Raw genomic sequence first — 24,021 nt, 5'->3', positions numbered from 1 at the left:
GTCCGGTGGGATCGTATTTCGCGGAATACGCGAGTATCGGCTGTTCGGGAAGTTGCGGCAAGGGCTGATTTCGCGGAAATCGGCCCGGCGGCCCGCTGCGACGGGCTTCTCCGGCCGTTTACGGCCGCCCGCCGAACGGTCGCGCGGCCGCCTGCGGGGACGGACCGGGCCGTACACCGTCGAATCGAAATTGTATGGAAATTGAAAGAATGTCGACGCAACGGCCGCCGGAATCAGATATTCCACGCCTGTGCGGTATCGAGCAGTTTCTCGCGCAACTGGTCGACTTCGGCGGCGAGCATCGCGGTGATCGACACATAGCCGGACAACTGCGGCGGCGGCGCGTCGGGCGGCGTGCCGGCCGGCTGCCGCCGCGGCGACAGCCGGCTCGGCGTGCCGAACTTCAGTGCGCGGCTCGCGCCGATCAGCGTGTCGCGGATGCGCCGGTGCAGCGGCTTCATCGAGACGCGCATGTATTCGCGGGCCGCGACGTCGTCGCGCGCGGGCAACGCGCTCGACAGGATCTCGAGATAGCCGATGCAGAGCCGCAGGCTGCGCTGGATCGCCTCGAGATGCGCGACGGGAATCGCGCACTCCTTCGACACGGACGGCATCAGCGAGCGCAGCTGCACGAGCAGCGCGCTGAGGGCAGCCATTTCCTTCAGATGCGCGTCGTCGCCGACGTGGCGGTCGCCGGCGAGCCGCGCGTGCACGGCCGCGCAGGCGCGCAGCGCGTCGCCGAGCTTGTAGCGCCACGAATAGGTTGCATAGAGCGGCAGCGCGAACGAAAACGCGAGCGCGATCGCGATGCCGGTCAGCACGTTCACCGCGCGCCACAGGCCGTCGACGATCTCGTTGTCGCCGTGCCCGGCGACGATCACCATCGTGATCGCGGACAGCAGCGCGATGTAGCCGGCCTTGCCGATCGCGTAATACGCGCACAGGCCGCACGCGGCGGCCATCAGCAGATAGAACGCGAGCGGTGCACCGAGCGCGGAGTGCACGAGAATCAGCAGCAGCCCCGCGACCGCACCGATCGATGTGCCGAGCGCGCGTTCGGCCGCCTTCTTGCGGATGTTGCCGTGGTGCTGGAGCCCGCCGACGACGATCAGCACGGTAATCGTCGACCATTCGCCGTGCGGCACACGCATGCCGGTCGACAGCGCGATCGACACGAGGATCGCGAGCGCGACGCGCGTCGCATGAATCAGCTTCGCATGCCGGTAGCGGCGGTACGGGTCGAGCAGCGGGCGCAGCGCGCCGCGCAGGAAAGCGGGCAGCCGGGCAGAAGGCGTGACGGTCATCGGGCGGAAGTCGTTGGCTGGAACGCGCGGCGTTGCGCCGCACGAGCACCCGTAACGCTAGCGGAACGGGCGCAGGCTGTCCACGAAGAACGCGCGCATGCCGTGCATCATGCGCCGGCGGCGCTGCGCTCGGCGTATTCGACGCGGTTGCGGCCGCCGTATTTCGCGCGGTACAGCGCGTCGTCGGCGAGCTGCAGCAGCGTCGCCGCGTCCATCCGGCCGTATGCGTCGGTCGCGGTGCCGATGCTGGCCGTCACGTGTCCGTAAGGGCTTTTCACGTGCTCGATGCCGAGCGCCGCGATCGCGCGCCGGATCCCTTCGGCGACGGTCGCCGCGCCTTGCGCGTCGGTGTCGGGCAGTGTGACGACGAATTCCTCGCCGCCGTAGCGCGCGATATGGTCGGTCGCGCGGCGCAGGCAGCCCGACGCGCATTGGGCGACGCGGCGCAGCACGTCGTCGCCGGCCAGGTGCCCGTAATAGTCGTTGTACGCCTTGAAGTGATCGACGTCGACGAACAGCACCGACAGCGGCCGGCCGCTGCGCGCCGCGCGGCGTGCCTCCTGCGCGAGCGCCGCGTCGAACGCGCCGCGGTTGTCGAGGCCGGTCAGCGAGTCGGTGCGCGCGAGCCGGTACAGCTTCGCTTCCGCCACCTGTCGCCGCCGCAGCTCGCGAGACAGCAGCAGCGAGCCCCATGCGACGAACCCGGTAAACAGGCTCATCAGCACGATGATCGACGCCGCGCGGTGGCGCCACGGCCGGTACACGTCGGCTTCGGCCGGCGCGACGTCGACGATGAGCGGCAGCCCGGCCAGCTGCCGGTATACATAAATGCGCCGCACGCCGTCCACCGCGCCGGTGCCGGTCAGCACGCCGTCACCGGCGCGCCGCGCCTGGATGAACAGCGGCGAGTCGTGCAGATCGAGGCCGACGACGCGCGCGTCGAACGGTAGCCGGCTCACGAGCGTGCCGTTGTCCTCGACGATCGCCGCGCTGCCGTGCCGGCCGACGGCGAGGCCGTCGAGCAGCGCGCGGAAGTAGTCGATGCTCAGCGTGCCGACCACGACGCCGCCGAAGCTGCCGTCCGGGCGGTCGATGCGGCGGCTGAGCGCGATCGTCAGTGCGCCGCCGCGCAGCCGCGACGCATAAGGGCGGCTGATGTACAGCCCTTTCACCTGTGCGTCGCGATGCGCGACGAAATAATCGCGCTCGGAGAAATTGCCGGTGCGGGCGGGAATCGTGCTGGAATCGATCGTGATATTGCCGTGCGCGTCGAGCACGAAAATCGATCCGAGATAGGTGCCGGTCGCCGCGCGGTCGAACAGCACGCGATGCCGCTGCGGCGGCGGCAAGCGCATCAATTCCGGATCGGCAATGCCGTCGACGACGTTTTGCAGCGACAAATCGTAAAGCTCGATATTGCGCGCGACGTCGCGTTCGATCAGCAGCATCAGATTGCGCGCATTTTCGATGGCGTGATCGCGCGCATCGCGCCGCGCATCGATCAGCAGCGACACGGAAAGCGCCCAGCTGAACAGCAGCAGCATGATGCCGGCGACGAGCACGCCGCGTGGCGACAGCACGCGCGAGACGACGGATGCGGTATGGCGACGCAATGCTGCGAACGGCAGGAGCAAGTTCATCCTCGGTCGGGGCGAAACGTTCGCGTCGTGCGCGATTTCTGATGATGGTTATTTCAAATCGGGCCGTATTATCCCCCGAATCGGTAAACGATGCCGATCGCGGGCAAAATGGTCGCGCAAAAAAATGGCGCCAGTTCGTTTACCCGCGATTACCGACTGCGCGAATGAACCGAAATCAGGAAAACGCGCACGATTTGAATCGCGCGGATTTCGATTTATTCGTCTGAATATTGCTCCAATTGCGCCCCGCTTTCCTGAACGATTTAATCGGTGCCGGATCGATGCGCCGCGACGCGCATGCAACTCGTTGATTCCGTTAGGCGTGTGCATGACGCGGCGCTGCCGGACCCGAACTGTCCCTGCGACGAATCAGGTAGAATCCGCGCTTCGCCGCAGGCGGCCAGGCGCGACGCGCATCGGGGCCGCATCGCAGGCCGCGCATCGCACCTCCCGGTTCCGTATGCGCCGCTCCGGCTCCCGCCGGTCCGCTCAACGTTCGTCTCGTTTATGTCCGCACTTCCGAATTCCGACCGACCCGGTTCGTCCGAGAACCCACCCAAGCTTCACCGCGCGCTGAAGGCGCGCCACCTGACGATGATCGCGATCGGCGGCTCGATCGGCACGGGCCTGTTCGTCGCGTCCGGCGCGTCGATCTCGCAGGCCGGCCCCGGCGGCGCGATGATCGCCTACATGCTGATCGGGCTGATGGTGTACTTCCTGATGACGAGTCTCGGCGAAATGGCCGCGTTCATGCCGGTGTCGGGCTCGTTCGCGACGTACGGCGCGAAATACGTGGACGAAGGCTTCGGCTTCGCGCTCGGCTGGAACTACTGGTACAACTGGGCCGTGACGATCGCGGTCGAGCTGGTCGCCGCGCAGCTCGTGATGCACTACTGGTTCCCGGACGTGCCGGGCGTCTGGTGGAGCGCCGCGTTCCTCGGCGTGATGTTTCTGCTGAACGCGCTGACCGTGCGCGGCTTCGGCGAGGCCGAATACTGGTTCGCGCTGATCAAGGTCGTCACCGTGGTCGCATTCATCGGCGTCGGCCTGCTGATGATCTTCGGCATTCTGAAGGGCGCGCCGCACGGCGGCTGGAGCAACCTGACGATCGGCGACGCGCCGTTTGCGGGCGGCCTGCCGGCGATGATGGGCGTCGCGATGATCGCCGGCTTCTCGTTCCAGGGCACCGAGCTGATCGGTGTCGCGGCCGGCGAATCCGAAAACCCGCGCACGACGATTCCGCGCGCGGTGCGTCAGGTGTTCTGGCGGATCCTGCTGTTCTACGTGCTCGCGATCTTCGTGATCGGCGTGCTGATTCCGTACACCGACCCGAACCTGCTGAAGACCGATGTGACCGACATCGGCGTCAGCCCGTTCACGCTCGTGTTCCGTCACGCGGGCCTCGCATTCGCGGCCGGCGTGATGAACGCGGTGATCCTGACGGCGGTGCTGTCGGCCGGCAACTCGGGCATGTATGCGTCGACGCGCATGCTGTACAACCTCGCGACCGAAGGCCGCGCACCGAAGCTGTTCGCGAAGCTGTCGGCAGGCGGCGTGCCGCGCAATGCGCTGTACGCGACGACGGCGGTCGGCGCGCTGTGCTTTTTCACGTCGCTCTATGGCGACAAGACCGTCTACATGTGGCTGCTCAACACGTCGGGGATGACGGGCTTCATCGCATGGCTCGGCATCGCGGTCAGCCACTACCGGTTCCGCAAGGGCTACGTGAAGCAGGGCTACCGCGTCGATCAACTGCCGTACGAGTCGAAGTGGTTCCCGTTCGGCCCGCTGTTCGCGTTCGTGCTCTGCATCGTGATCGCGCTCGGTCAGGACTATCAGGCGTTTCTCGCGAACCGGATCGACTGGGCGGGCGTCGTCGCGACCTATGTCGGCATCCCGCTGTTCCTCGTCGTATGGCTCGGCTATCGGCTCGTGAAGAAAAGCCGTTTCGTCCGCTACGAAGACATGGAAATCGCGCCGTGGGTCGCCGCGAACCGCGACGGGCAGCGCGGCGCACAGGCGCAGCCGGTCTCGCAGCACGAAACCGCATAACGACGTGCGCGGCGCGCGGCGGCGGACGCCGTGCGGGACGACGAAACGGGAAGCGCCAGGCTTCCCGTTTTTTTTGCTCGGATTTTCTCTATGCAGGGTCAAAGCCGGTTATATTTCCGACCCTGCCGGGCCGGCGCGGCCCGGTGTCTTCATCGTTCCGTCGGGCCGCCGCGGCCCGCGGAGCGCGCAACCCAGAGGAAGTCATGAGCGCATCACCCGCCGAGCGGAAGACCGAACCCGTTTCCATCGTGCGAATCGAAGCCGCGATCAATGCGTGGCGCACCGTGTATCCGCCGGCGCCGGACGGCGAGGACGGCTACGCACTCGACGCCGGCAGCAACTGCCTGGCCGAGCTGTACGGCACGATGATCTGCTATCGGCTGCCCGACGTGCCGCTCGACTCGCTGAGCGACGCGCAGCGCGACGCGCTGTACGCGACCGAGGTCTAGCGCGAGCGTGCCGCGGTGCCGCGCGGTGCGTCGTCGGGCAACGAACGGGAAGCGCTGCGCTTCCCGTTTCGTTTTGGCGCGCGCGGTGCTGCGCTTGACGCGACGGGCGCCGGCAGGCCACCATCGAACGCGATTCGATCCGGCCGCCCGCGCGCGGCCGCCTCACCCGCACATCGACCGACACATGACCGATATCGTCACCGAGGAGACTTATGTCGAGACGCCGCATGGGCGTCTGTTCGCGAAGCGCTGGCGTGCCGGGCGGGAAGAGGCTGCGTCTCCGCTCGCCGCAGGTGAGCCGGCAGCGCCTCAGCCGGCCGCACCTCAGCCGGCCACTCCCATCCTCCTGCTTCACGATTCGCTCGGCTGCGTCGAGCTGTGGCGCGACTTTCCCGAACGCCTCGCGGCCGCGACGCAACGCGACGTGATCGCGTACGACCGTCTCGGCTTCGGCCGCTCGGACCCACACCGCGGCACGCTCGCGACGACCTTCGTGCGCGACGAGGCCGACCACGCGTTTCGCGCGGTGCTCGAGCAGTTCGGCGTCGACGCGTTCGTCGCGTTCGGACACAGCGTCGGCGGCGGGATGGCGGTCGGTTGCGCGGCCGCGTATGCGGACCGCTGCCGCGCGCTCGTGACCGTGGCCGCACAGGCCTTCGTCGAGACGCGCACGCTGAACGGCATTCGCGACGCGGGCCGCCAGTTCGACGAACCGGGCCAGCTGGACCGGCTCGCACGCTATCACGGCGACAAGGCCGAATGGGTGTTGCGCGCGTGGGTCGACACGTGGCTGTCGCCGGCGTTTCGCGACTGGAGCCTCGACGACGATCTGCCGCGCGTGCGCTGCGCGACGCTCGCGATTCACGGCGAGCAGGACGAATACGGCTCCGACGCGCACCCGAAGCGGATCGCCGCGCGCGTCGCGGGCCCGTCGTCGTACCTGATGCTCGGTGCGTGCGGACACATGCCGCACCGCGAACGCACGGACGACGTGCTGGCCGCCGTCGCGACGCTGCTGCGCGACGCGCACGCGTAAGCGCACGGGCGGGCGATGCCCGCCCGGATCAGAACGCGAGCTGGATCGCGAGATCGATCGCGAGCAGCGCGATCGAGCAGCCGATCCCGAGAATCACGTTCGGTACGCGGTGTTCGAAGTCGCGATGATCCTTGCGCATCGCGGCACCGAGCAGAAAGATCGCCTCGACGACGATCTGCAGTCCGACGAACAGCAGCATCAGCAGAAACTCGTAGCCCATCTGCTTGAACGCGGCGAACTGCATCCCGTGATCGCGAATCCACTGGCCCACCCGCAGCAGTTCGTACACGAACAGCAGCGCGGGGAACAGGTAGCTGATGAAATAGGTCGGCGCAGTGGCGTGCCGTAGTTCGAGGTGGAAATGCTGATGCGTGGTAGCCATCACGAATCCCTCCTTGCGACGCAGGATTGCGGTCGTGACGGCGGCACGAGAACGCGCGATACGGAGGGAGCCCGACGCGCGCCGTGCAGCCGTACGTCGTCAGCATACTGCGGCGCGGCGCTTTTCGCATCGGTCCTGTGTCGCGACCGATACAGCGGGTGCGCGCGACTCGCCACGTGCGCTCATCGCGCCGGGGCGGCGCGCGAGGCGCGCGGCGCAGTCGGCGCGGCCTGCGCGCCTTCGACGAACAGCTTCGCGATCGCGCGGAATTCCTGCTTCAGCGACAGCCCCGGCACCGTCAGCCAGCGCAGCATCGCGCCGAGATAGAGATGATGGAACCACGTCGCGAGCTGGTCGGCCGGCAGCGACGGGTTCAGTTCGCCTGCGCGCTGCGCGTCGGCGATCAGTCGATGCCAGACGGGCGCGATGTCGCCGGCGCCCGGATCGCCGCTTTCCGGTGCGGTCGCACCGATGCTCAGGAACCGATGGCGTAGATACGCGAGCAGATGCGCGGGATGCTGCTCGCACCAGGCGGCCGACGCATCGAGCACGCAGGCGAGCCGCGACGCGAACGTCCTGCGCCGCGCGACGTCGCGCTGCAGGTGCGCGAGATCGCGCGCGAGTTCGCGTTCGAGCCAGTGCGCGAGTACGGCTTCCTTCGTCGCAAAGTGGTTGTAGAGCGTGCGTTTCGCGACGTCCGCTTCGTCGGCGATCTGCTCCATCGTCACCGCATCGTAGCCGTGCGCGTCGAACAGGCGCACGGCGGTGTCGGCGAGATGCGCGAGCATCTGGATGCGCTTGCGCGCGCGGCGGCCGGAATCGGCGGGCGGTGGCGTCATGGCGGAGCGTTTCGCTGAAAGTGTACGAATTGCATTAGTATACGACGTGTACTTTTCTGACACCATTCGTGCGATGCACGAGGAGCGCCGATGAAGCTCGTGATTGCAACCTATGGCACCGAAGGCGACACGCGTCCGCTCGCGGCGCTCGGTCGTGCGCTGCTCGATGCCGGCCATGACGTGCGGCTGCTTGCCGATGCAGCGACGCTCGCGAGCGCCGAGGCGCTCGGCGTGCCCTCTGCCGTGCTGTCCGGCGACATTCGCGGCGCGTTGTCCGACGCGGTGCTCGGGCAGGGCGGATTCCGCGATACGTCGAAGGCGCTCGCGGCGATCGCGACCGCGAACACGGCCGCGTGGATGCACGAGCTGGCGCAGGCGTCGGCCGGCTGCGATGCGATCGTCGTGTCGGGGCTCGCCGCGTTCGTCGGTCTGTCGGTTGCGGAATACCGGAACGTGCCGGCGATCGGCGCCGGAATGATCCCGATTACGCCGACCGCGGCGTTCGGCTCGCCGTTCCTGCCGCCGCGCCGCGTGCCGCGCTGGCTGAACCGTGCGAGCCACCGGCTCGTGAACGCGCTGCTGTGGCACGCGTTCCGGCGCGCGACGAACGCTGCGCGCGCGAGCGTCTGCGGGCTGCCGCCGCGCGGGCGCGTCTGGACCGACCATCCGATGCTGTACGGTGTGTCGCCGGCGCTGCTGTCCACGCCGGCGGACTGGCCCGACCACGTGCGCGCGGTCGGTCAGTGGCGCGTCGATACGCGCGAATGGACGCCGCCGCGCGCGCTCGCGTCGTTCCTCGATGCGGGTGAGCGGCCGATCTATATCGGCTTCGGCAGCATGACGGGCTTCGATCGTGCCGCGATGGCCGCCGCGCTGACGGCGGCGCTCGACGGAAGGCGCGCGCTGTTCTATCCGGGCTGGAGCGCGATCGACGCGACGATGCTGCCGCGCACGTCGATGGCGATTCATCACGGCGGGTCGGGCACTTCGCATTCGGCTACGCGCGCCGGCATTCCGTCGGTTGTCGTGCCGTTCGCGGGCGATCAGTTTTTCTGGGCGGACCGGCTGCAGCGGCTCGGCGTCGCGGCCGGCGCCGTGCCGGGCGGCCGCGTGCAGGCGACCGCACTCGCGCATGCGATCGCGTTCGCGGAGCGCGAGGACACGCGCTCGCGCGCCGCGGCGCTCGGCGCGCGCATCGCCGGCGAGGACGGGCTCACCCGCGCGGTCGAGGCGATCGAACGCTGGACGCGCGCGCTCAGGCGTTGATGCCCGACGGGCGGCACGCGCCCGCTCAGAAATGTCCGGTGAACCGGTAGCGGCTGCCCGGATGCCAGAGATTCGCGACCGACGCGACCATCCCCTGCGACCACGTGCGCCGATGCAGCATCAGGCACGGCTCGCGGTCGTCCATCGCGAGCCGGCGGCGCGTTTCCGCGCCGGGCATGGCGGCTTCGATCCGGTATTCGACGCGCTGCAGCGGCGCAACGCGCGTCAGGTACTGGTTCGGCGTGGTCGTCGTGAAGTCCTGCAGCGCGTACTCGGGCGCGCAGGCCGGATTGACCCAGCGCTCCTCGAGCTGCACGGGCGTGTCGTTCTCGAAGTGCAGCACGCGCGAGTGGAAGATCGGGCTGCCTGCGTCGAGCTGCAGTTCGTCGGCGAGCTTGGCGTCGGCGACGGCCGCGCCGACTTCGAGCACCTCGGCGCGATACGCGTGGCCGCGCGCGGCGATTTCGTCGGAGATGCTGCGGATCGCGACGAGCGTCGACTCGTATTTCGGCGACGCGACATACGTGCCGGAACCGCGCGTGCGCGTGAGCACCTGCTCGGCCGTCAGCTCGCGCAGCGCGCGGTTCACGGTCATGCGCGCGACGTTGAACTCGCGCGCGAGCTCGTTCTCCGACGGCACCTGGTCGCCCTCCGCCCATTCGCCGGCATGAATGCGCGCGAGGATGAAGTCCTTGATTTCCTGATAGATCGGTGTGGTCATTGCGTCGTTGTTCAAGAGGCGGCGGAAGGCGCTGCGCGCCGCGCCGTCAAGTATAGACAAGCTTCGAATCGCCTTGCGTACCTGAAAGGGACATAGCGGCGGGCCGGCGGTGAAACATGTCTAGACAGAAAGCTCAAGCGTGCTCGATCTGCCTATTTTTCCGACAAGCGGCGGCGAGCGTGCGTCATGCATCCGTATCATTTTGAAATAAAAGGAAATTCATTCGAAAGGCGCGCCTGTTCGGCGACTAGAGATAAACACGGATTGCGCGGGCGAGCCGCCAAAAGGCAAAGTTGTATGTACAACTTCGGCGCCGCGACGATCGCGCGCCGCGGGTTGGGGCAGATGCCGCGCGCATCTGCGGGGCTCGGCCACTTACAGGAACGCCATGAAAAAACTCGTGCTCAGTGTCGCTCTCGCGTGCATCGCCGTCGGCGCGCATGCGAAGGATTGGTCGACGATCCGCTTCGGCGTCGACGCCAGCTATCCGCCGTTCGAATCGAAGGACGCGAGCGGCAAGGTCGTCGGCTTCGACGTCGATCTCGGCAACGAAATCTGCGCGCGGCTGAAGGCGAAATGCGTGTGGGTCGAAAACGACTTCGACGGGATGATCCCCGCGCTGAAGGCGAAGAAGTTCGACGGCGTGCTGTCGTCGATGTCGATGACGCCTGCGCGTGCCGAGCAGATCGCGTTCTCGGACAAGCTGTTCAACACGCCGACGCGGCTCGTCGCGAAAAAGGGTGCCGGGCTGCAGCCGAGCGCCGAGTCGCTGAAGGGCAAGTCGGTCGGCGTCGAGCAGGGGACGATCCAGGAGACGTACGCGAAGGCGTACTGGGCGCCGAAGGGCGTGCAGGTCGTCCCGTATCAGAACCAGGACGGCGTGTATCAGGACTTGATGTCGGGCCGCCTCGACGCGGCGCTGCAGGACGCCGTGCAGGCCGATCTCGGTTTCCTGAAGACGCCGCGCGGCGCGAACTTCGCGTTCGCGGGCGGCAACCTCGACGATCCGAAGACGCTCGGCAACGGCGCGGGCATCGGGCTGCGCAAGGAAGACGCCGACCTGAAAGCGAAGATCGACGCGGCGATCGCCGCGATGCTGAAGGACGGCACGTACAGGAAGCTCGAGAAGAAGTATTTCGCGTTCGACGTCTACGGCGGCTGACGCCGCGGCGGCGCGCGCGGCATACGCCCTCGCGCGCCGCACGTCTTTCCGGATGGAACCGACATGATTTTCCAGGGATTTGGCCCGCTGCTGTGGGCCGGTACGGTCGAGACCGTGAAGCTCGCGGTACTGTCGCTCGCCGCTTCGCTGCTGCTCGGCCTCGCGGGCGCGGCCGCGAAACTGTCGACGAACCGCGTGCTGCGCGCAATCGGCACGTTCTATACGACGTTGATCCGCGCGGTGCCCGACCTCGTGCTGATGCTGCTGCTGTTCTACGGGATCCAGATCCTGCTGAACAACGTGACCGACCTGCTCGGCTGGCAACAGATCGACATCGATCCGTTCTTCGCCGGCGTCGTGACGCTCGGCTTCATCTACGGCGCCTACTTCACCGAAACGTTCCGCGGCGCGTTCCTCGCGGTGCCGCGCGGTCAGCTCGAAGCGGGTTTCGCGTACGGAATGGGCGGCTGGCGCGTGTTTCGCCGCATCCTGTTTCCGCAGATGATGCGCTTTGCGCTGCCGGGCATCGGCAACAACTGGCAGGTGCTCGTGAAGGCGACCGCGCTCGTGTCGATCATCGGCCTCGCGGACGTCGTGAAGGCGTCGCAGGACGCCGGCAAGAGCACGCTCGATTTCTTCTTCTTCACGCTCGCGGCCGGTGCGATCTACCTCGCGATCACGACGGTGTCGAACGTCGTGCTGCACCACCTCGAGAAGCGTTATTCGGTCGGCGTCCGGAGGCTTGCACTGTGATCGAACTCGTCAGCCAGTACTGGCAGCACTATCTCTATACCGACGGCTACCGCTTCAGCGGCCTCGCAATCACGCTGTGGCTGCTCGTCGTGTCGATCGTGCTCGGCTTCGCGCTCGCGGTGCCGCTCGCGATCGCGCGCGCCTCGTCGAATCGCTGGATCTCGGGGCCCGTGTGGCTCTACACCTACGTGTTCCGCGGCACGCCGCTCTACGTGCAGCTGCTGATGTGCTACACGGGCATCTACAGCCTGCAGGTCGTGCACGACCACGTGCTGCTCGATGCGTTCTTCCGCAACGCGATGAACTGCACGCTGCTCGCGTTCGTGCTGAACGAGGCCGCGTACGCGACGGAGATCTTCGCGGGTGCGATCAAGGCGACGCCGTCCGGCGAGATCGAGGCCGGCATGGCGTACGGCATGTCGCGCTTCAAGCTCTATGCGCGCGTGATCCTGCCGTCCGCGCTGCGCCGTTCGCTGCCGAGCTACAGCAACGAAGTGATCCTGATGCTGCACGCGACGACGCTCGCGTTCACCGCGACCGTGCCCGACATCCTGAAAGTCACGCGCGACGTGAACTCGGCGACCTACATGTCGTTCCAGGCGTATGGGATCGCGGCCGTGATCTATGCCGTGGTCGTGTTCGCGCTGATCTGGGCATTCCGCAAGCTCGAGGCGCGCTGGCTTGCGTACCTGTCGCCGCGCAGCCACTGACACGTTCACGCATTCGAAAGGAAACACACGCATGTACAAGCTCATCGTCGAGGACCTGCACAAGAAGTTCGGCGACAACGAAGTCCTGAAGGGCGTCACGATGAAGGCGAAGGCCGGCGACGTGATCAGCATCATCGGCTCGAGCGGCTCCGGCAAGAGCACGTTTCTTCGCTGCATCAACTTTCTCGAGCAGCCGTGCTCGGGGCAGATCACGATCGGCACCGAGCCGATCCGCACGGTGCGCGATAGCAGCGGTTCGCTGCGCGTCGCCGATCCGAAGCAGCTGCAGCGCATGCGCACGAAGCTCGCGATGGTGTTCCAGCACTTCAATCTGTGGGCGCACATGACGGTGCTCGAGAACGTGATCGAAGCGCCGATCGCGGTGCTCGGGATCGCAAGGGACGAAGCGGTCGCGCGCGCCCGCAAGTATCTCGAGCAGGTCGGCCTGCCCGCGCGCGTCGAAGGCATGTATCCGTCGCATCTGTCCGGCGGCCAGCAGCAGCGCGTCGCCATTGCGCGCGCGCTCGCGATGGAGCCCGAGGTGATGCTGTTCGACGAGCCGACGTCGGCGCTCGATCCCGAGCTCGTCGGCGAAGTGCTGAAGGTGATGCAGGCGCTCGCCGAAGAAGGCCGCACGATGGTCGTCGTCACGCACGAGATGGGCTTCGCGCGCAACGTATCGAATCATGTGATCTTCCTGCATCAGGGCAAGATCGAGGAGCAGGGCGATCCGCAGCAGATTCTCGTCAACCCGAAAAGCGAACGGCTCGGACAATTCCTGTCGGGACGTCTCAAGTAAGCGCGACGAAAGCTTGTGTCGCCCCGACGCCGCATGGCGTCGATCGCGGGTGGCGGCGGTGCACCGACTGCCCCCTTGCCGCGTTAAACCGGATAGCAGCCGGATCGCCCGGCTGACTCGATCGGGAGACGACCATGAAACGCATCGCGAAGATCCTCACCGCCGCCGCAGTCGCCTGTGCCGTGCTCGCGCCGGCACTTGCCGAAGCCCACGCGCACCGCGTGTGCCATTTCGATCACCACCACCATCATCGGATGTGCCGCTGGGTGCATTGACGACGCACGGCCCGGTGCACACCGGGCCGTCGCGCACGAAGCGCGCAGTCGCGTGACGGCGCGCGCTTTCCCTGCCGCAACTGACACCGGGCTTTCAACGTCGCGCCGCACGCTGCACGCTGCCGGCCGCGCAAACGTTTGACGTCGAGACCGCGCCGAATCGCGCGCAATTCCGCTAAAGAACGCGCGCGCCGATGACGTAAACGGGGCCACGGGGACGACTGACGATCGACGTGTCTGAACACGCGACGTGCGGCCGACAACAATCAGCGCAGCAGGGGAATCAGACTTGAATCGTCAGCAATCGTGGACGCGTACGGCCGCGCCCGGCGAAATCATTTACGCAGAGGGTTACGCCGGCGAACCCGTCATCTTCTTGATCGCCGACGGCAAGGTCGAGCTATCCACGCGCTGCGACGACCAGCGCGTCGTGCTCGCGACGCTCGGGCGCGGCGAATTCTTCGGCGAAGCCGCGCTGCTCGCGGTCGAGCCGCGCGCGCATACCGCGAAGGCGCTGTCGTTCTGCCAGCTCACCGTCGTGCCGACGAGCGTGCTCGACGAAGAGATCGAGCGCGTATCGGCGCTGCTGCGCCATATCGTGCGCACGTCGATTCGCCGCGTGAAGCGCAAGGACGATCAGCTCGCGACCTACACGCATGCCGACTTCATGCCGGGCGTGCTGTCGTATGCGCACGTGCTCGCGCTGATGGGCGACGGCACCGCGCGCGAGACGGGCGACACGTGGGCGCGCCGGCCGCTGCACGTGCAGGCGGAGCAGGCCTCGGTGCCGCTCGTCGACGTGATCCGCAAATGCCGGGCGATTGCCGGCCATTCGCGTCCGCACGTGATGGCGATGCTGCGCCGCATGGAAAAGCTGAACCTCGTGACGATCGAAGCCGCGTCCGTCGAAGCGGGCGGCGTCGCGCTCGAGCATTCGGCGTCGGCCGACGCGCGTCAGGTCGTCACGTTCGACGCGGCGCGCATCGTCGATCGCGCGCAGCAGGTCGCCGATCACGATCTCGACCTGTCGATCAACAGCGAACTGGAGCTGATCGAGCTCGCCGATCTCGAATCGCTGATCGGCGTCGACCGCAAGCTGCTGCTGAACAAGCTCGCGCACGGCGAAATCGCCGACGACGTGTTCGCGTTCCGCAAGTCGAAGGTGCTGAGCTTCGTCGAACGCAAAGGCGTCGCATATTTTTCGCGGCGCGATGCGCGGCGCTCGGCCGACGTGCGTGCACTCGAAGATCTCGTGTGGGTCGATCAGCGCACGCTGTTCGAGATCGTCAGCGCATTCGATACGTACGACCTCGCGAAGCTGATCGCGAATGTCGACGATCGCGCCGTGGCCGACCGGCTGTTTTCGGTGATGACCGAAGTGCGGCGCAACGAGGTGTCGTGGGTGATGCGCCGCGACCTGAAGGTCGATCCGGTCGAAGTCGACGACATCGAGCGGCGTCTGCTCGACGCGGTGCGCGCGGCGAAGGCGCCGGCCGCCGGCGCGGTGCCGACGCCGGAATCGGGCGCCTGACGCGCATCGGAACAGGGAGAAACGACATGGATCTGTTGACCTTGGCCGGTGTGCTGCTCGGCGGCGCGGCCATCGTATTCGGCTTCACGCTCGAAGGCGGACATCTGGCGACGCTGTTTCAGCTCGAAGCGTTCGTGATCGTACTGGGCGGCACGCTCGGCGCGGTGATGATCCAGAACACGTGGGCGCGCTTCGTCGATGCGGTGAAGCAGCTGCGGCTCGCGTTCGTGCGCGCGACGGCCGCCGATCGCAAGCATCTGTCCGATCTGCTCGAATGGGGCGACCGCGCGAAGCTCGAGGGGCTGCTCGCCTTCGAATCGATGGACGTGACCGGCATTCATCCGTTCGCGCGGCGCGGGCTCGAACTGCTCGCGAACGGCATGTCGACGGCCGTGATCGAGGATGCGCTGCAACGCGAACTCGATGCGTACGAGCGCAGCCACCTCGCGGCCGCACGCGTCTGGCAGCAGGCGGGCGGCTATGCGCCGACGTTCGGGATTCTCGGCTCGGTGCTCGGGCTCGTCCAGGTCACGGGCCACATTCTCGAACCCGCGCAGCTCGGGCCCGGCATCGCGGTCGCATTCGTCGCGACGCTGTACGGCCTGGCGTTCGCGAATCTGGTGTTTCTGCCGCTGTACGGGAAACTGCGTGCGCACGTCGACAGCGAGCTGCGGTTTCGCAAGCTGTATCTCGACGGGCTGCTCGCGATCTCGCGCAAGGAGTCGCCGCATACGATCGAAACGCGGCTGACCGGCGACGTGCGGACGCGCGCCGCGGAGTCGCTCGCATGACGCGCGCAATCGCGATGGCGTGCGCACCGGGAGCGCGGCGATGAACGCACGAACCGACGCCGAGCGCGACGACGACGACGCCGAAGGCACGCAGTCAGGACGCTGGCTGATCTCGTACGCCGATCTGATCACGACGCTGATGGTGCTGTTTCTCGCGCTGTACGTGCTGCAGCTCGCGAAAGTCAACGCGCTCGACGCGCGCGAGCGGACGCGCGCGCGGCTTGACGATGCGGTCGCGCGCACGGCCGAGCCGCAGGCGCCTGCGCGTGTGCCGGCATGGGTCGCGCAGCTCGAGGCGCTGAAGGCTGGCGGCCGCATCTCGCTCGTGCAAGCGCCGCACGGGATCGAGATCGGCATCGACGCCGGGATACTGTTTCATGTCGGCGATGCGCACCTGCTGCCGGATGCGCTGCCCGTGCTCGAGCGGATCGCGCAGGCGCTCGGTTCGCACGCGACCGGCGACATCCTCGTCGAAGGGCACACCGACAGCGTGCCGATCGCGAACGCGAAGTACGAATCGAACTGGGAATTGTCGTCCGCGCGTGCGGGGGCGGTCGTCCGCTATTTCGCCGAGCGGGGCATCGCGCCGCATCGGCTCGCGGCCGTCGGCCGCGCCGATACGCAGCCGCTCGTCGCGGGCGACGACGCGTCGTCGCGCGCACGCAATCGCCGCGTGACGATCTTCGTCGCGTACTGATGCCGGCACCGGCATGTCGACGACATAAGCGATCCGATATGACGAACATCGAAATTCAGCAATGGGGTTCGGCGCCCGCATGCCGATAACCCGAACTGGCTCACACGAGCGGTTCATCGAGGGTTTTTCATGCATTTCTGGCGCAAGCTGTCCATTCAGAACAAGCTGATTCTCAGCATGACGAGCTGCCTGCTCGTCTTCGTCGCGATCTCGAGCGGGCTCAGCATCCGTCTGATCGGCGATGCCGTGCGCGATCGCGTCGTCCATCAGGAGCTGCCGACGGCCGTCAACGGCATTCGCGCGGACGTGCAGCGGCAGTTGGCCGGGCCGATCGCGGCGTCGCGCATCCTCGCGCGCGATGCGTTCCTGCTGCAGTGGGAAGCCGACGGCGAGCCCGACGCGGGCACGCGCAACTGGATTCAGCTCGCGCGCAACGTGAAGGAAGAGCAGAAGGCCGCATCGGTGCAATGGGTGTCGGTCAAGAGCGGCAACTACTACAACGAAGCCGGCCTGCAGCGCAAGGTGACCGATCAGGATCAGTGGCTCACGCGCTTCCTGCAGTCCGGTGCGCCGTTCGAAGTGCACATGGATCACGAGGTGACGGTCGGCGGCTACATGATGTTCATCAACAGCCGCATCGAGCTCGACGGCGCGCCGATCGGCGCCGCGTGCATGAGCCTGTCCGTCGACGCGCTCGCGAAAGGGATCGCCGCCTACCGGATCGGCGAAACGGGCTTCGCGTATCTGGTGCGGCCGGACGGCGCGATCATGATGCATCGCGATACGTCGCTGATCGACGGCAAGCATTTCATGAAGGACACGCCGGGCCTGCCCGACGGCGCAGCGTCGGTACTGCTCGCCGGCAAGCCGTATGCTTACCTGAGCTACGCCGGCGACGGCGGCGAGCGATTCATCGCGACGTCGTTCGTGCCCGAGCTGAACGCGTACGTGGTCGTCGAAGTGCCGGAGGCGGAACTGCTCGGGCCCGTCACGCGCGCGATCCACAGTGCGGCGCTCGTCGCGGCCGTCGTCGGGCTCGGCGTCGCGCTCGTCGTGATCTGGTTCGTCGGCCGCGCGATCGCGGCCCCGATTCGTCGTGCGGCGACGCTGCTGTCGGAAATCGCGAGCGGCCAGGGCGACCTCACGCGCCGGATGACGGTCGAGAGCGCCGACGAGATCGGACAGTTGTCGGAGGCGTTCAACCGCTTCGTGTCGTCGCTGTCGACGCTCGTGCACAGAATTCGCGCGGCATCGGCGTCGATCGCGACGGGCTCCGCGCAGATCGCGTCCGGCAACGCCGATCTCAGCGAGCGGACCGAAGGACAGTCGAGCAATCTCGAACGTACGGCGTCGTCGATGGAGGAGATCACGGCCGTCGTGCGCAACAACACGGAGACGGCGACGACCGCCGCGAAGATGATCAACGGCGCATCGGAGACGGCCGCGCGGGGCGGGCAGGTCGTCGGCGAAGTGGTCAGCACGATGCAGCAGATCAGCGATGCGTCGCAGCGGATCTCCGAGATCATCGTGATGATCGACAGCATCTCGTTCCAGACCAACATTCTCGCGCTCAACGCGGCCGTCGAGGCGGCGCGCGCAGGCGAGCAGGGGCGCGGCTTCGCGGTCGTCGCGTCGGAGGTGCGCAACCTTGCACAGCGCAGCGCGCAGGCCGCGAAGGAAATCAAGGCGCTGATCGAGCACAGCGCGGGCACGGTCGACGTCGGATCGAAGCTCGTGACCGAAGCGGGCCGCGTGATGAGCGATGTCGTCGCGCAAGTGCAGGGCGTGAGCGCGATGATGAGCGAGATCGCGGAGGCGAGCCTCGAGCAGAGCGCGGGCATCGATCAGATCGGCGACGCGGTGCAGTCGCTCGATCAGATGACGCAGCAGAACGCGGCGCTGGTCGAGGAAAGCGCCGCCGCGGCCGAAAGCCTGCGGCAGCAGGCGGCGGAGCTGACGACGCTGGTTTCGGCGTTCAAGGTGGACGAGTGAGCGTCGCGCGACGGCGTAACGTCGCGCGTTTCCGGAGAGCGGCCGCCGTGGCATCACGGCGGCCGTTTTACATCACGGCGTATGGAAGCGCGCGTCTTCCTAGCTGCGCGATTCGAGCGCGATGCGTGCCGCGAGGCCGGCCAGCACCGTGCCCATCAGCCAGCGCTGCGCCAGTGCCCAGGCCGGCCGGCGCGCGAGAAATCCCGCGATGGACCCCGCCATGCTCGCGATCAGCGCATTGACGCTGACGCTCACCGCGATTTGCACGCAGCCGAGCGCGAGCGATTGCGCGAGGACGCTGCCATGTCCCGGTGAAATGAACTGCGGCAGCAGCGACAGATACATCACCGCGATCTTCGGATTCGTGAGGTTCGTGACGAAGCCCATCGTGAACAGTTTGCGGCGGCTATCGGGCGACAACTGCCGGACCTGGAACGCCGAGCGTCCGCCGGGCTTGAGCGCCTGCCAGGCGAGATACGCGAGATACAGCGCGCCGGCGACGCGCAATGCGTCGTACGCGTAAGGCACGGTCAGCACGAGCGCGGTGATGCCGAACGCCGCGCAAAACATGTAGAACACGAACCCGAGCGCCACGCCGCCGAGCGACACCAGGCCTGCACGTCGACCCTGGCAGATCGACCGCGAGATCAGGTAGATCATGTTCGGCCCGGGCGTCAGGACCATGCCGAGCGACACGAGTCCGAAAGCGAGCAGGGTGGACATCGGCGGCACGGCGGTCTCCTTCGGTGCGGGGAAAGTCGGGTCGACAGGCTCCGTGCAATGTATTGCATATCGCGGGCATCTGGCGTGAATAATCTGCAAGCCCCGCATGAGCGCTTTTCATCCCGCATTGGAGCACTACTTTTCTTTTGAGGCCCGCTTCGATGCCCGTTTCCGGGTTGCCGTGCCGGCCTTCACGCGCTGCTCGGCGACGAGCCTGATGAGCTCATCGGTCACCGCGTTGCCGGTTCGATTCCACGCCAACCGCACCGAACGCTGCAGCTTCGGCGAGAGCGTCAGTACGCGGCCGGCGAACGGCGTGTAAGTGAGCGTGATGCGCGGCACGATCGATACGCCCATGCCGGCCTCGGCCATCGACAGGATCGTGCGCATCTCGACCACGTTGAACGCGGCGCGAAGCGGCACGCCGCCGCGCGCAAAGTAATCCGCAATCACGGGCCCGCAGCCGGCCTTCGAGAAAATGAACGGCAGCGCGGACAGGTGTTTTGCCGACACGCTCTTGCGCCCGTCGAAGCTGCCGGCCGCCGCGACCGCGACGAAATCCTCGTCGAGCAGCGGCAATTGGTTCGCGAACGTCTTGCTGCCCGCCACCACGCCGACATCGGCGGTGCCTTCGTCGGTCCATGCTTCGACTTCCGTGTCGGTGCCTTCGAGCAGCACGGCCGACACGCCCGGATGCATCGCTTTCAGCGCCTCGAGCGCGGGCGCGACGAACGCGAGCGACACGCTCGGCAGCGACGCGACCACCAGCCGTCCTTCGAGCCTGCCGCGCGACAGGCTGAACTGCTGGCGCAGCGTCTGCGCTTCGCGCACCACGTTCCGCACGTATGGCCACAGACGTTCGCCGGCCGCGGTCAGGGCGACCGGCTGGCGGTCGCGCATGAGTAGCTTCACACCTGTGAGGTCTTCAAGTTCGGTCAGCGCATGGCTGATCGCGGATTGACTGCGGTTGAGCCGGTCGGCGGCCGCCGTCAGCGAGCCGAGTTCGACCACGGCGGCGAGCGCCTGCAACTGGGCGAGCGTCATCTGAATCCCTTCGATCGATGCATGTGGGCCGCGCATGAGATGGCGGCACGTCATGAATTATATTGAAGGGACGCGACGACGCGGGAAGCGGCCGTAAGCGCGGCGAGGGATGTCGTGTGCGTGCGTGTCACGAACGACGCATTAACGGCCGCCGTTGCGCGCCTTCACGAGCTTCCCGCGCTGCAGCACACAGGCGATATGCTCGCCTTCGCCCGCCACGACGCCGATATCGTCGAGCGGATTGCCATCGAGTACGACGAGGTCGGCCATGGCACCGGCCGCCACGACGCCGAGTTGTCCCGCCATATTGACGATTTCGGCTGCCACGGTCGTTGCCGACCTGAGCGCTTCAAGATTCCCGAGCACTTCCGCGCGGATCCGAAACTCGCCCGACTGAAACGCGTGCATTTCGCCGAGCAGGTCCGAGCCGAACCCCATCTTTACGCCGGCCTTCGCATAGATTTCGAGCGACTCGCGTCCTTTCTGCTGCACGGATGCCACCTTCGCAACGGAGTCGGCCGGCAGCCCGAACGCAGCGCCATGTTTGGCAAGCGCGTCATACGTCACGAGCGTCGGCACCACGAACGCGCCGTGCTGATGCATGAGCTGCGCGGCCGCCTCGTCGACGAGATTCCCGTGCTCGATCGTCCGCACGCCGCATCGCACGGCACGGGCAATCGCGCGCCCCGTGTACGCATGCGCCATCACGTAAGTATTCGCGGCCTCGGCTTCGTCGACGATGGCGCGAATCTCGTCCTCGGAATATTGCGTGTTGGCGATCGGATCGGTCGGCGACGCAACGCCGCCGGAAGCCATGATCTTGATCTGTGTTGCGCCTTTCTGGATCTCTTCGCGCACGGCGAGCCGCACGCTTTCGACGCCGTCCACGACACGTGCAATCGCCCCGGTGCGAAAGCAGCAGGAACAGGGCTCGAGCAAATCGCCGCGAGGCCGAAAATCCCCGTGCCCGCCCGTCTGCGACAACGCTTTCCCCGACGGAAAAATCCTCGGTCCCGCAACGAGTCCGGTGTCGACCGCCTGCATCAATCCCCAGTCCGCGCCCCCGGCATCGCGCACGCTGGTAAACCCGCGCGACAACATCGCATCGAGAATCGGCAACGATCGAATCGCTGCGAGAATATTCGGCTGCGTCGCATTGGCGCCGAGATTCGCATTCGAAGCCAGCACGTGCACGTGGCAATCGATGAATCCCGGCATGACGGTCTTCCCGCGCACATCGATCACCTGCGCATTCGGAAAGTCCACCGCCCGATCGGTCACTTCGACGATTCGTTCGCCCTCGATCACGACATGATGATGTTCGAGCAACACGCCTCGTTCGAGGTCGAGCACGTTGCCGCCCTGAAGCACGGTAATGGTCATGGAGAAAGATCCTTATCGGTTGACGAAAGCGGTTCGCTTCGTGTCCTTCACGAAGCGCGTCCCGATGAAACTGACCGCCGCCGCGACGATCACGTAGAGGGCGGGCGCCATGTTGCTGCCCGTGCGCGCGATCAGCCAGGTCATCAGAAACGGGGCAAAGCCGCCGAAGATCGTGACCGCGAAGTTGTACGCAACGGAAAGGCCGGTCGACAGCACCTTGGTCGGAAACAGCTCGGCGAACGCGGCAAGAATCGGCCCCGTATAAGCCGCGATCAGCAAGCCGAATACGGCCTGAAACGCGATCAACGAGACGAACCCCGGTGCATGATTGATCCACGCGAACATCGGCCACGCGAGCGCGAGGATGGCGAGCGCCGCACCGGAGAGAAACACGCGGCGCCCCCACAGATCGGCGAGCCTGCCGACGAGCGGCGAGCAGCACATGATCATCGAGCCGCCGACCATCCCGGCCGCAAACCCCGTCGACTGCGGCAGATGCAGCGTGCGCACCGAATAGGTCGGCATATAGAACAGCAGCACATACGTACAGACGGTCCACAGTATGACCATCGCAAAACTCGCGAACGTCTCGCGCGGATAGGTCGACAGCACTGCCTTCAGCGGCGAACTCTCCTTTGCCTGCGCCTCGACGGCGCTGAAGGCAGGCGTCTCGTCGAGATGACTGCGGATGAAATACCCGACCGGCCCGACGACGATCCCGAGGAGGAACGGCAGCCGCCAGCCCCAGCTATGGAGCGCCTGCGTATCGAGCGACGTGGTCACGAACGTGCCGGCCGCCGCGCCGAGCAAGACGGCGAAACCGATACTCGACTGGATCCAGCTCGAGTAATACGCGCGCTTTTCCGGCGGCGCGTATTCGGTGAGGAATGCGGTCGCGCCGCCCATTTCGCCGCCGGCGGAAAACCCCTGCAGCAGGCGCGCGACGACGATCAGCATCGGCGCGGCGATGCCGGCCTGTTCGTAGGTCGGCGCGAGGCCGATCAGCGCGGTGCCGACCGCCATCAGCAGGATGGTGAGCGACAGCGCGGCCTTGCGCCCGACCTTGTCAGCGTAGATGCCCAGCACGATGCCGCCGACCGGCCGCATGAAGAACCCGACGCCGAATGTCGCGACGGTCAGCAGCACGGATGTCAGTTCATTGCCGGTCGGAAAGAACAGCTTCGCGATGATCACCGCGAAGAAGCTGTAGACGGTGAAGTCGAACCATTCGAGACCGTTGCCGATCACGGTCGCGATGATGGCGCGGCGGCGCTGCTGCACGGCCGCGTCGACGGACGGCGCGGCGCGCGGGGAAAGCGTTCCTTGCATGGTCTCTTCCTCAGTCAGAAGACGGGACGGGCGCCCCGCGTGAACCTCATGCTAAGGACAGCGCGATTTTTTTCTGAAACGAAAGATTCGCATGCACGCATGCGCTGGACGCATGCATCGCGCTCATGCCGGCTCAGGCCGCGATTTGCCGCTCCGCCTGTTCGAACAGCCAGCGCGAGAACAGGCGCGCGGCCTGGTTCTGCGCGCGGTCGTTCGGCGAGATCACGTAATAGCCGCCGCCGTGGCTCGCCGATGCGTCGGTGACGCGCACGAGCAGCCCGGCCTCGATGCAGGCGTCGATCATGTAGCGCCAGCCGAGCGACACGCCCTGACCGAGTATCGTCATCTGCACGATCTGCGGATACGAGTTGATCGTGATGTCTTGCGGCTGCGCCTTCGGCCGGTCGATGTCGTTCTGATCGAACCATTCGGACCACGACATCCACTGACGCTGACCGTCCTCGAGGCGCAGCAGCGTTTCGTTCGCGAGATCGGCCGCGTCGAGCGTGCGTCCGGCCAGATAGCGCGGTGCGCAGACGGGAAACACTTCCTCGTCGAACAGGCGGCGCGCGGTGTATTCGGCGGGCGCCTGCTGACGCACGTAGTAGACGCCCACATCGAACTCCGCCGGCGACATCGACGCGAGCCCGTCGCGCACGATCAGCCGCAGCTTGATGTTCGGATACGCGGCGCGAAAGTCGGGTAGCCGCGGCGTGAGCCACAGCAGCGCCACACCGGACGAGCAGGCGATCGTCAGCTCGAGGTCGCCGTACGGCTTCATCACGTCGTGCGTCGCTTCCGCGCATTGCGTGAGCAGGTGATGCACCTGCGCCGCGTATTGCTCGCCGGCGATCGTCAGCCGCAGCGAACGGTGTTCGCGGACGAACAGCGAGCGGCCGAGGAATTCCTCGAGCTGCTGGATCTGACGGCTGATCGCGCTTTGGGTCAGGTGCAGTTCGGCGGCCGCGCGCGTGAAGCTCGCGTGCCGCACGGCGGCTTCGAACGCGACGAGACATTGCAGGGGCGGCAGGGGCGTGATGCGCATGGCGGGCAGGGGAATCGGTGACAGTGCCGACATGATACGGGGACGATCCTCGGAGCAAACCGGCCGCGCCCCGTTCCCCCACGAGTAAGCCGCGCGTC

General features: G+C 66.7%; 23 protein-coding genes. 13 read left to right on the top strand and 10 right to left on the bottom strand.

Annotation, left to right across the window (positions count from 1 at the left end; genetic code table 11):
* Positions 1–233: 233 nt before the first annotated feature.
* Together BCR55_RS19665 and BCR55_RS19660 are read right to left on the bottom strand one after the other, a co-directional pair.
* The gene (locus BCR55_RS19665; protein ID WP_006411537.1) at positions 234–1,304 is read right to left on the bottom strand and encodes an FUSC family protein; all 1,071 of its coding nucleotides are present in this window, start codon (positions 1,302–1,304) and stop codon (positions 234–236) included.
* Between the two features lie 107 nt (positions 1,305–1,411).
* Positions 1,412–2,944, bottom strand: a complete 1,533-nt coding sequence (locus BCR55_RS19660; RefSeq protein ID WP_065495542.1) for a diguanylate cyclase — start codon at positions 2,942–2,944, stop codon at positions 1,412–1,414.
* A gap of 507 nt (positions 2,945–3,451) precedes the next feature.
* On the opposite strand from BCR55_RS19660, the gene BCR55_RS19655 reads away from it, so the two are divergent.
* The 3 genes from BCR55_RS19655 to BCR55_RS19645 all read left to right on the top strand — a co-directional run bounded on the left by BCR55_RS19655 (position 3,452) and on the right by BCR55_RS19645 (position 6,481).
* A complete protein-coding gene (locus BCR55_RS19655) occupies positions 3,452–4,996 on the top strand; it encodes an amino acid permease (RefSeq protein WP_065495540.1) in 1,545 nt (514 codons plus the stop codon).
* Positions 4,997–5,199: 203 nt separating this feature from the next.
* Positions 5,200–5,445, top strand: coding sequence for a DUF3717 domain-containing protein (locus BCR55_RS19650; protein WP_006404271.1), 246 nt, complete (start codon positions 5,200–5,202; stop codon positions 5,443–5,445).
* Positions 5,446–5,629: 184 nt separating this feature from the next.
* Entirely contained in the window at positions 5,630–6,481 is an 852-nt protein-coding gene (locus tag BCR55_RS19645) for an alpha/beta fold hydrolase (RefSeq protein WP_065495538.1), read from the top strand.
* Between the two features lie 28 nt (positions 6,482–6,509).
* Here the strand turns inward: BCR55_RS19645 and BCR55_RS19640 are convergent, their stop codons facing one another.
* Together BCR55_RS19640 and BCR55_RS19635 are read right to left on the bottom strand one after the other, a co-directional pair.
* The gene (locus BCR55_RS19640; protein WP_006397952.1) at positions 6,510–6,863 is read right to left on the bottom strand and encodes a hypothetical protein; all 354 of its coding nucleotides are present in this window, start codon (positions 6,861–6,863) and stop codon (positions 6,510–6,512) included.
* Positions 6,864–7,045: 182 nt separating this feature from the next.
* Positions 7,046–7,702 (bottom strand): TetR/AcrR family transcriptional regulator, encoded by a 657-nt coding sequence (locus tag BCR55_RS19635; RefSeq protein ID WP_065495536.1) that lies wholly within the window; start codon positions 7,700–7,702, stop codon positions 7,046–7,048.
* Positions 7,703–7,792: 90 nt separating this feature from the next.
* On the opposite strand from BCR55_RS19635, the gene BCR55_RS19630 reads away from it, so the two are divergent.
* Positions 7,793–8,968, top strand: a complete 1,176-nt coding sequence (locus BCR55_RS19630) for a glycosyltransferase (protein ID WP_065495534.1) — start codon at positions 7,793–7,795, stop codon at positions 8,966–8,968.
* 25 nt (positions 8,969–8,993) lie between these two features.
* Here the strand turns inward: BCR55_RS19630 and hutC are convergent, their stop codons facing one another.
* A complete protein-coding gene (hutC, locus tag BCR55_RS19625; RefSeq protein WP_006397955.1) occupies positions 8,994–9,689 on the bottom strand; it encodes a histidine utilization repressor in 696 nt (231 codons plus the stop codon).
* A 388-nt stretch (positions 9,690–10,077) separates the two neighbouring features.
* Here hutC and BCR55_RS19620 point away from each other — a divergent pair, with 388 nt between their 5' ends.
* From BCR55_RS19620 to BCR55_RS19585, 9 genes are all read left to right on the top strand, one after another.
* Entirely contained in the window at positions 10,078–10,851 is a 774-nt protein-coding gene (locus BCR55_RS19620) for an ABC transporter substrate-binding protein (protein WP_006397956.1), read from the top strand.
* Positions 10,852–10,914: 63 nt separating this feature from the next.
* On the top strand, positions 10,915–11,604 hold the full coding sequence (locus BCR55_RS19615) for an ABC transporter permease (protein WP_059936812.1): 690 nt from the start codon (positions 10,915–10,917) through the stop codon (positions 11,602–11,604).
* Positions 11,601–12,314, top strand: coding sequence for an ABC transporter permease (locus BCR55_RS19610; protein WP_065495532.1), 714 nt, complete (start codon positions 11,601–11,603; stop codon positions 12,312–12,314). The genes BCR55_RS19615 and BCR55_RS19610 overlap by 4 nt, the downstream gene beginning before the upstream one ends.
* 31 nt (positions 12,315–12,345) lie before the next feature.
* Positions 12,346–13,113, top strand: coding sequence for an ABC transporter ATP-binding protein (locus BCR55_RS19605; protein ID WP_006397959.1), 768 nt, complete (start codon positions 12,346–12,348; stop codon positions 13,111–13,113).
* Between the two features lie 134 nt (positions 13,114–13,247).
* Entirely contained in the window at positions 13,248–13,388 is a 141-nt protein-coding gene (locus tag BCR55_RS33110; RefSeq protein ID WP_012467807.1) for an HHHH-motif protein, read from the top strand.
* Between the two features lie 289 nt (positions 13,389–13,677).
* On the top strand, positions 13,678–14,919 hold the full coding sequence (locus BCR55_RS19600) for a cyclic nucleotide-binding domain-containing protein (protein ID WP_006411526.1): 1,242 nt from the start codon (positions 13,678–13,680) through the stop codon (positions 14,917–14,919).
* Between the two features lie 26 nt (positions 14,920–14,945).
* Entirely contained in the window at positions 14,946–15,710 is a 765-nt protein-coding gene (locus BCR55_RS19595) for a flagellar motor protein (RefSeq protein ID WP_006397961.1), read from the top strand.
* Positions 15,711–15,750: 40 nt separating this feature from the next.
* Entirely contained in the window at positions 15,751–16,407 is a 657-nt protein-coding gene (locus tag BCR55_RS19590) for an OmpA family protein (protein ID WP_065495529.1), read from the top strand.
* Between the two features lie 129 nt (positions 16,408–16,536).
* Positions 16,537–18,399, top strand: coding sequence for a methyl-accepting chemotaxis protein (locus BCR55_RS19585; RefSeq protein ID WP_065495528.1), 1,863 nt, complete (start codon positions 16,537–16,539; stop codon positions 18,397–18,399).
* A 99-nt stretch (positions 18,400–18,498) separates the two neighbouring features.
* Here BCR55_RS19585 and BCR55_RS19580 read toward each other — a convergent pair whose 3' ends face one another.
* The 5 genes from BCR55_RS19580 to BCR55_RS19560 form a co-directional block, all read right to left on the bottom strand.
* Complete coding sequence (locus tag BCR55_RS19580; protein ID WP_065495527.1) at positions 18,499–19,131, bottom strand: LysE family translocator; 633 nt, start codon at positions 19,129–19,131, stop codon at positions 18,499–18,501.
* A gap of 126 nt (positions 19,132–19,257) precedes the next feature.
* The gene (locus BCR55_RS19575; RefSeq protein ID WP_065496678.1) at positions 19,258–20,166 is read right to left on the bottom strand and encodes a LysR family transcriptional regulator; all 909 of its coding nucleotides are present in this window, start codon (positions 20,164–20,166) and stop codon (positions 19,258–19,260) included.
* 141 nt (positions 20,167–20,307) lie between these two features.
* Positions 20,308–21,549, bottom strand: coding sequence for an amidohydrolase family protein (locus BCR55_RS19570; RefSeq protein WP_065495524.1), 1,242 nt, complete (start codon positions 21,547–21,549; stop codon positions 20,308–20,310).
* A gap of 12 nt (positions 21,550–21,561) precedes the next feature.
* Positions 21,562–22,878: an MFS transporter gene (locus BCR55_RS19565; RefSeq protein WP_065495522.1), complete on the bottom strand. Its 1,317-nt coding sequence runs from the start codon at positions 22,876–22,878 to the stop codon at positions 21,562–21,564.
* A 133-nt stretch (positions 22,879–23,011) separates the two neighbouring features.
* A complete protein-coding gene (locus tag BCR55_RS19560; RefSeq protein ID WP_006404261.1) occupies positions 23,012–23,923 on the bottom strand; it encodes a LysR substrate-binding domain-containing protein in 912 nt (303 codons plus the stop codon).
* Positions 23,924–24,021 lie beyond the last annotated feature (98 nt).

The organism is Burkholderia sp. CCA53, from assembly GCF_001685525.1.
Lineage (GTDB): Bacteria > Pseudomonadota > Gammaproteobacteria > Burkholderiales > Burkholderiaceae > Burkholderia > Burkholderia multivorans.
The sequence above is the reverse complement of the archived record's forward strand: the minus strand, read 5'-3'. Positions and strand labels throughout refer to the sequence as shown.

Coding starts and splice junctions, on each gene's coding strand:
- BCR55_RS19565 (WP_065495522.1), bottom strand. CDS start 22,878: ATGCAAGGAACGCTTTCCCCGCGCGCCGCGCCGTCCGTCGACGCGGCC.
- BCR55_RS19630 (WP_065495534.1), top strand. CDS start 7,793: ATGAAGCTCGTGATTGCAACCTATGGCACCGAAGGCGACACGCGTCCG.
- BCR55_RS19595 (WP_006397961.1), top strand. CDS start 14,946: ATGGATCTGTTGACCTTGGCCGGTGTGCTGCTCGGCGGCGCGGCCATC.
- BCR55_RS19620 (WP_006397956.1), top strand. CDS start 10,078: ATGAAAAAACTCGTGCTCAGTGTCGCTCTCGCGTGCATCGCCGTCGGC.
- BCR55_RS19660 (WP_065495542.1), bottom strand. CDS start 2,944: ATGAACTTGCTCCTGCCGTTCGCAGCATTGCGTCGCCATACCGCATCC.
- BCR55_RS19640 (WP_006397952.1), bottom strand. CDS start 6,863: ATGGCTACCACGCATCAGCATTTCCACCTCGAACTACGGCACGCCACT.
- BCR55_RS19635 (WP_065495536.1), bottom strand. CDS start 7,702: ATGACGCCACCGCCCGCCGATTCCGGCCGCCGCGCGCGCAAGCGCATC.
- BCR55_RS19645 (WP_065495538.1), top strand. CDS start 5,630: ATGACCGATATCGTCACCGAGGAGACTTATGTCGAGACGCCGCATGGG.
- BCR55_RS19570 (WP_065495524.1), bottom strand. CDS start 21,549: ATGACCATTACCGTGCTTCAGGGCGGCAACGTGCTCGACCTCGAACGA.
- BCR55_RS19655 (WP_065495540.1), top strand. CDS start 3,452: ATGTCCGCACTTCCGAATTCCGACCGACCCGGTTCGTCCGAGAACCCA.
- BCR55_RS19560 (WP_006404261.1), bottom strand. CDS start 23,923: ATGCGCATCACGCCCCTGCCGCCCCTGCAATGTCTCGTCGCGTTCGAA.
- BCR55_RS33110 (WP_012467807.1), top strand. CDS start 13,248: ATGAAACGCATCGCGAAGATCCTCACCGCCGCCGCAGTCGCCTGTGCC.
- BCR55_RS19605 (WP_006397959.1), top strand. CDS start 12,346: ATGTACAAGCTCATCGTCGAGGACCTGCACAAGAAGTTCGGCGACAAC.
- BCR55_RS19615 (WP_059936812.1), top strand. CDS start 10,915: ATGATTTTCCAGGGATTTGGCCCGCTGCTGTGGGCCGGTACGGTCGAG.
- BCR55_RS19650 (WP_006404271.1), top strand. CDS start 5,200: ATGAGCGCATCACCCGCCGAGCGGAAGACCGAACCCGTTTCCATCGTG.
- BCR55_RS19585 (WP_065495528.1), top strand. CDS start 16,537: ATGCATTTCTGGCGCAAGCTGTCCATTCAGAACAAGCTGATTCTCAGC.
- BCR55_RS19575 (WP_065496678.1), bottom strand. CDS start 20,166: ATGACGCTCGCCCAGTTGCAGGCGCTCGCCGCCGTGGTCGAACTCGGC.
- hutC (WP_006397955.1), bottom strand. CDS start 9,689: ATGACCACACCGATCTATCAGGAAATCAAGGACTTCATCCTCGCGCGC.
- BCR55_RS19665 (WP_006411537.1), bottom strand. CDS start 1,304: ATGACCGTCACGCCTTCTGCCCGGCTGCCCGCTTTCCTGCGCGGCGCG.
- BCR55_RS19590 (WP_065495529.1), top strand. CDS start 15,751: ATGAACGCACGAACCGACGCCGAGCGCGACGACGACGACGCCGAAGGC.